4 protein-coding genes are annotated in these 5922 nt (G+C 65.5%); 3 read left to right on the top strand and 1 reads right to left on the bottom strand.

What is annotated here, in order from left to right:
- Window positions 1–93: 93 nt before the first annotated feature.
- Entirely contained in the window at window positions 94–1761 is a 1668-nt protein-coding gene (gene recN / locus ACVOLI_RS20000; protein WP_481615719.1) for a DNA repair protein RecN, read from the bottom strand.
- 184 nt (window positions 1762–1945) lie between these two features.
- Here recN and grpE point away from each other — a divergent pair, with 184 nt between their 5' ends.
- The 3 genes from grpE to dnaJ all read left to right on the top strand — a co-directional run bounded on the left by grpE (window position 1946) and on the right by dnaJ (window position 5780).
- Window positions 1946–2461: a nucleotide exchange factor GrpE gene (gene grpE / locus ACVOLI_RS19995; RefSeq protein ID WP_481508501.1), complete on the top strand. Its 516-nt coding sequence runs from the start codon at window positions 1946–1948 to the stop codon at window positions 2459–2461.
- Window positions 2462–2605: 144 nt separating this feature from the next.
- Entirely contained in the window at window positions 2606–4522 is a 1917-nt protein-coding gene (dnaK, locus tag ACVOLI_RS19990) for a molecular chaperone DnaK (RefSeq protein WP_481615718.1), read from the top strand.
- A 133-nt stretch (window positions 4523–4655) separates the two neighbouring features.
- Window positions 4656–5780: a molecular chaperone DnaJ gene (dnaJ, locus tag ACVOLI_RS19985; protein WP_303746657.1), complete on the top strand. Its 1125-nt coding sequence runs from the start codon at window positions 4656–4658 to the stop codon at window positions 5778–5780.
- The last annotated feature ends 142 nt before the right edge of the window (window positions 5781–5922 follow it).

Here is a 5922-nt window from a genome sequence, read left to right as displayed (position 1 = left end):
AAGCCCAAGCCCAAAGCCCAAAGCCCAAGCCCAAGCCCAAAGCCCAAAGCCCAAAGCCCAAAGCCCAAAGCCCAAAGCCCGGGCTTCCCGCTATCAGGCCTCCGTCAGCAATTTCCGCGCCGCGGCCCGCGCCTCCTTGCTGATCTCAGCCCCGCCCAGCATGCGTGCCAGCTCTTCCTCGCGGCCCTTGGCATCCAGCAGCTCAACCGCGCTCTGGGTCATGCCTTCCACCGGTGCCTTGCTGACCCGGTAATGGGAATGGCCCTTGGAGGCGACCTGTGGCAAATGGGTCACGCACAAGACCTGACGATGCTCGCCCAGGGCGCGCAGCTTCTTGCCGACGATGTCGGCGATGGCGCCGCCGATGCCGGAGTCCACTTCGTCGAAAACCATCGTCGGCACGGCGTCCAGGCCCAGTGCGGCGACTTCGATGGCCAGGGAGATGCGCGACAACTCACCGCCGGAGGCGACCTTGCGCAGGGCGCGGGCCGGCTGGCCGGCGTTGGCGGCGACCAGGAACTCGACCCGCTCGGCACCATTCGGGTCGGGGCGCAGCTGTGCCTGTGGCTCCAGTTCGATAAGGAACTGGCCGCCACCCATGCCCAGCTCGCCGATCAGGGCGGTGGTGGTGTCGGACAGGGAGGAGGCAGCCGCCTGGCGGCTGCTGGAAAGGCTGGCAGCCACGGCCTGCCAGCGGGCGGCAGCCTTGTCGATCTCGCCGGCCAGCTTGGCCAGGCGCTCGTCGGCGCCGCGCAGCTGCTCCAGCTCGGCTTCGAGGCGGTCGCGGGTGGCGGCCAGCTCTTCCATTGGCACGCGGTGCTTGCGGGCCAGATCGTGCAGGCGGCTCAGCCGGCGCTCGATGTCCTCGAAGGCTTCCGGGTCGCTGTCCAGGTCGTCCTGGACTCGGTCAAGAAGGGCCAGCGCCTCGTGCAACTGAATGCCGGCGGCATCGAGCATGGCATCGACCTCGCCCAGGCGGGCGTCGTGCTGGCTGACCCGGCCCAGTTCGTTGCGCACCTGCTGCAGCAGCGAGAGCAGGGAAGGGCCGTCCTCGTCGCCATTGAGCAGGCCGCCGGCACGCTGGCAGGCTTCGATCAATGCGGTGGAATGGGCCTGGCGGCGGTGGCTGGCGCCAAGCGCCGCGATGGCTGCCGGCTCCAGGTCTTCGCGCTGCAGCTCACCGAGCTGGTGCTCGAGAAAGCCGATCCGGTCGGAGACGTCGCCTTGCTGGGACAGCGCATCGCGCTCGTCCAGCAGTGCCTGCCATTGGGTGGAGGCGCCGCGCACGGCAGTGCGTTCGGCCTCGTTGCGGGCGAAGGCATCGAGCAGGGCCAGCTGGCTGGGGCGCGACAGCAGCGCTTGTTGGTCGTGCTGGCCGTGGATCTCGACCAGGAAGCCGGCCAGTTCAGATAGTTGCGACACCGGCACCGGGCGGCCGTTGATGAAGGCGCGGGAGCCGCCGTCGGCGCGGATCACCCGCCGCAACTGGCATTGCTCCTCGTCGTCCAGCTCGTTGTCGCGCAGCCAGCTGCGTGCCGGGGCGTCGTCGTCCAGGCTGAACTCGGCTGACAGCTCGGCGCGGCTGGCGCCGTGGCGGACCACGCCGGAGTCGGCGCGCAGGCCGGACAGGAAGCCCAATGCGTCCACCATCAATGACTTGCCGGCGCCGGTCTCGCCGGAAACAACAGTCATGCCTGGCCCGAACTCGAGTTCGGTGGCGCGGACAACGGCAAAATCCTTGATCGATAGATGTCTGAGCATGGCGGGCGGGTCTAGGGGCCGCGCAAAACTAGCATGCGGGCTGGATAGGTCAATGTAGGACAGACGGTGACCGGCACAGATTAGGAACAAAGCGTCTCATGGAGTGAGCCTGAGCCTTGAAACTCTCGGTACAGCCCACATACGGGTCGGGGTAGGCGGCAGAACATCCGCCAAGGAACCGGAAATGAACCAAGAGCACACTGAATTCGACCCCGAGAACGCCGCCATGGGCGGTGACGACGCGCAGCACGACCAGATCGAGGCGCTGCGTGCCGAGCTGGAGCAGGTCAAGGCCGAATCGCTGCGCGAACGCGCCGACCTGGAGAACCAGCGCAAGCGCGTGGCCCGTGACATCGACCAGGCCCGCAAGTTCGCCAACGAGAAGCTGCTTGGCGACCTGCTGCCGGTGTTCGACAGCCTGGATGCAGGCCTGGCTGCTGCTGGCAGCGAGCCCAATCCGCTGCGCGAAGGTATGGAACTGACCTACAAGCAGCTGCTCAAAGTAGCCGCTGACAACGGTCTGGTCCTGCTCGACCCGGCCGGCCAGGCCTTCAATCCGGAGCATCACCAGGCCATCAGCCAGGTGCCGGCACCGGCCGGCGTGGCCCCGGGCGCGGTAGTGACCGTGTTCCAGAAGGGCTACCTGCTCAACGAGCGCCTGCTGCGGCCGGCGCTGGTTGTGGTGGCCCAGGCCGACTGATCGGCCGCGCTGGCTGGCCGCTGCCTAAATCAGGCGCGGCCGTCGGCAAACAGTGTTCCGGGGATGACTTGAATGTCATCAGGTCCTTCCCCATATCCCATTCATCCCCGGCGGCTGCCGGCAAACGAATCTCAGGAGTCCCCCATGGGCAAAATCATTGGTATCGACCTCGGCACCACCAACTCGTGCGTGGCGATCATGGACGGCGGCAAGGCCCGCGTCATTGAAAACTCGGAAGGCGATCGCACCACGCCCTCCATCGTCGCCTACACCAAGGACGGCGAAGTGCTGGTGGGTGCCTCGGCCAAGCGTCAGGCCGTCACCAACCCGAAGAACACCTTCTACGCGGTGAAGCGCCTGATCGGCCGCAAGTTCACCGACGCCGAAGTGCAGAAGGACATCGCCCACGTGCCGTACGCCATCCTGGCGCATGACAACGGCGACGCATGGGTACAGACCAGCGATGCCAAGAAGATGGCACCGCAGGAAATCTCTGCCCGCGTGCTGGAGAAGATGAAGAAGACTGCCGAGGACTTCCTCGGTGAAAAGGTCACCGAAGCGGTCATCACCGTGCCGGCGTACTTCAACGACAGCCAGCGCCAGGCCACCAAGGACGCAGGCCGCATCGCCGGTCTGGACGTCAAGCGCATCATCAACGAGCCGACCGCGGCTGCCCTGGCCTATGGCCTGGACAAGGGCGACAACAAGGATCGCAAGATCGTTGTCTACGATCTGGGCGGCGGCACCTTCGACGTGTCGATCATCGAGATCGCCAACGTCGACGGCGAGAAGCAGTTCGAAGTGCTGGCCACCAACGGTGACACCTTCCTGGGCGGCGAAGACTTCGACAACCGCGTCATCGAATACCTGGTTGAAGAGTTCCAGAAGGACCAGGGCATCGACCTGCGCAAGGACCCGTTGGCCCTGCAGCGCCTGAAGGACGCCGCCGAGCGCGCCAAGATCGAGCTGTCGTCCGCGCAGCAGACCGAAGTGAACCTGCCGTACGTCACTGCAGACGCTTCCGGTCCGAAGCACCTGAACATCAAGCTGACCCGCGCCAAGCTGGAAAGCCTGGTCGAAGAGCTGATCAAGAAGTCGATCGAGCCGTGCCGCGTTGCGTTGAATGACGCCGGCCTGCGTTCGAGCGACATCAGCGAAGTGATCCTGGTCGGTGGCCAGACCCGCATGCCGAAGGTGCAGCAGGCTGTTACCGAGTTCTTCGGCAAGGAACCGCGCAAGGACGTCAACCCGGACGAAGCCGTGGCACTGGGTGCTGCGATCCAGGGCGGCGTGCTGGGCGGCGACGTCAAGGACGTGCTTCTGCTGGACGTGACCCCGCTGTCGCTGGGTATCGAGACCATGGGTGGCGTGTTCACCAAGATCATCGAGAAGAACACCACCATCCCGACCAAGGCCTCGCAGACCTTCTCGACCGCCGAGGACAACCAGTCGGCCGTGACCGTGCACGTGCTGCAGGGTGAGCGCGAGCAGGCCCGTTACAACAAGTCGCTGGCCAAGTTCGACCTGTCCGGCATCGAGCCGGCACCGCGCGGCATGCCGCAGGTCGAGGTGTCCTTCGACATCGACGCCAACGGCATCCTGCACGTGTCGGCCAAGGACAAGAAGACCAACAAGGAACAGAAGGTCGAGATCAAGGCCGGTTCGGGTCTGTCCGAGGAAGAGATCGCACGCATGGTCGCCGACGCGGAAGCCAACCGCGAAGAAGACAAGAAGTTCCAGGAGCTGGTGCAGGCCCGCAACCAGGCTGACGGTCTGATCCACGCCACCCGCAGCGCCATCACCGAGCATGGCAGCAAGGTTGGCGGCGACGTGATCGGCAAGGTTGAAGCCGCACTGGCCGATCTGGAAACCGCAATGAAGGGCGATGACAAGGCACAGATCGAAGCCAAGTCGAAGTCGCTGGAAGAAGCCGGTCAGGCGCTGTTTGCCGCCGCTTCTGCCGGTGAGCAGGGCCAGGCTCCGGGTGCCGATGCTGGCGCCCAGTCCAATGACGATGTGGTGGACGCCGAGTTCACCGAAGTCAAGGACGACAAGAAGTAAGCAAGGCCGGTGTTGTAACTGGGGATTCGGGGTCCGGAACTATTGTTCCGGCTTCCGGATCCCCTTCCGGTATCTGCAATACCAGGCTTTTCGTCCCTGATTCCCAACCCCGATTACAGAACCTCATGTGCCGATGAAACGCGATTATTACGAAGTACTGGGCGTAGCCCGCACCGCCACCGATGAAGAGCTGAAGAAGGCCTATCGCCGTTGTGCGATGAAGCACCACCCGGACCGCAACCCGGGCGATGCCGCCGCTGAAGCTGCCTTCAAGGAGTGCAAGGAGGCGTACGAAACCCTGTCCGACGGCAATAAGCGGCGCATGTACGACGCCCACGGCCACGCTGCGTTCGAGCATGGCATGGGCGGCGGCGGTGGTCCGGGTGGTCCGGACATGAATGATATTTTCGGCGACATCTTCGGCAACATTTTTGGCGGAGGTGGCGGCGGTCCGCGTCAGCCGCGTCGCGGTGCCGACATCGGCTACGTGATGGAGCTGGACCTGGAAGAAGCGGTGGCAGGCGTTGAACGCCGCATCGAGATTCCGACCCTGGCCGAGTGCGGTGATTGCGACGGCAGCGGCTCGGAAGACCGCAAGGTCGAGACCTGCAATGTCTGCGGTGGCCGCGGCCAGGTACGCGTGCAGCGCGGCATCTTCGCCATGCAGCAGGCCTGCCACAACTGCGATGGTCGCGGTCAGATCATCAGCAAGCCGTGCAAGACCTGCCATGGCAATGGCCGTGTCGAGGAAGACAAGGTGTTGTCGGTCAAGGTGCCGGCAGGCGTTGATACCGGCGACCGCATCCGCCTGCAGGGCGAAGGCGAGGCCGGCCCGGCCGGTGCGCCGGCGGGCGACCTGTACGTAGAAGTGCGCGTGCGTGAGCATGCGATCTTCACCCGCGATGGCGACGACCTGCACTGCGAAGTGCCGGTGCGTATCTCGCAGGCAGCGCTGGGTGATGCGATCCGCGTCGCAACCCTGGGTGGCGAAGCGGAAATCCGCATTCCCGCCGAGACCCAGACCGGCAAGCTGTTCCGTCTGCGTGGCAAGGGCGTCAAGTCGGTGCGCAGCCGTACCGAAGGCGACCTGTACTGCCGCGTCGTGGTGGAAACCCCAGTCAACCTGACGGCCGAGCAGCGCAAGCTGCTGGAACAGTTTGAAGCCACCTTCGTCGGCGAAGAAGCGCGCAAGCACTCGCCGAAGTCGGCGACCTTCATCGACGGTGTAAAGGGTTTCTGGGAACGCATGAAGTCCTGATGCGTCACCTGTAGTGGGGGGCCCGGGGGGGGGGGGGCGGCCATTTTTTTGGGGGGGGGGGGGGGGGGGGGGGGGGGGGGGGGGGGGGGGGCGGCCGGCGCGCGGAGCGCGGGGGGGCGTCGCGCGCGCCCGGACAGGCCGG

Source organism: Stenotrophomonas sp. STEN029 (assembly GCF_056760015.1).
Note: the sequence above shows the minus strand (reverse complement) of the source record. Positions and strands in the feature narration are given on the sequence as shown.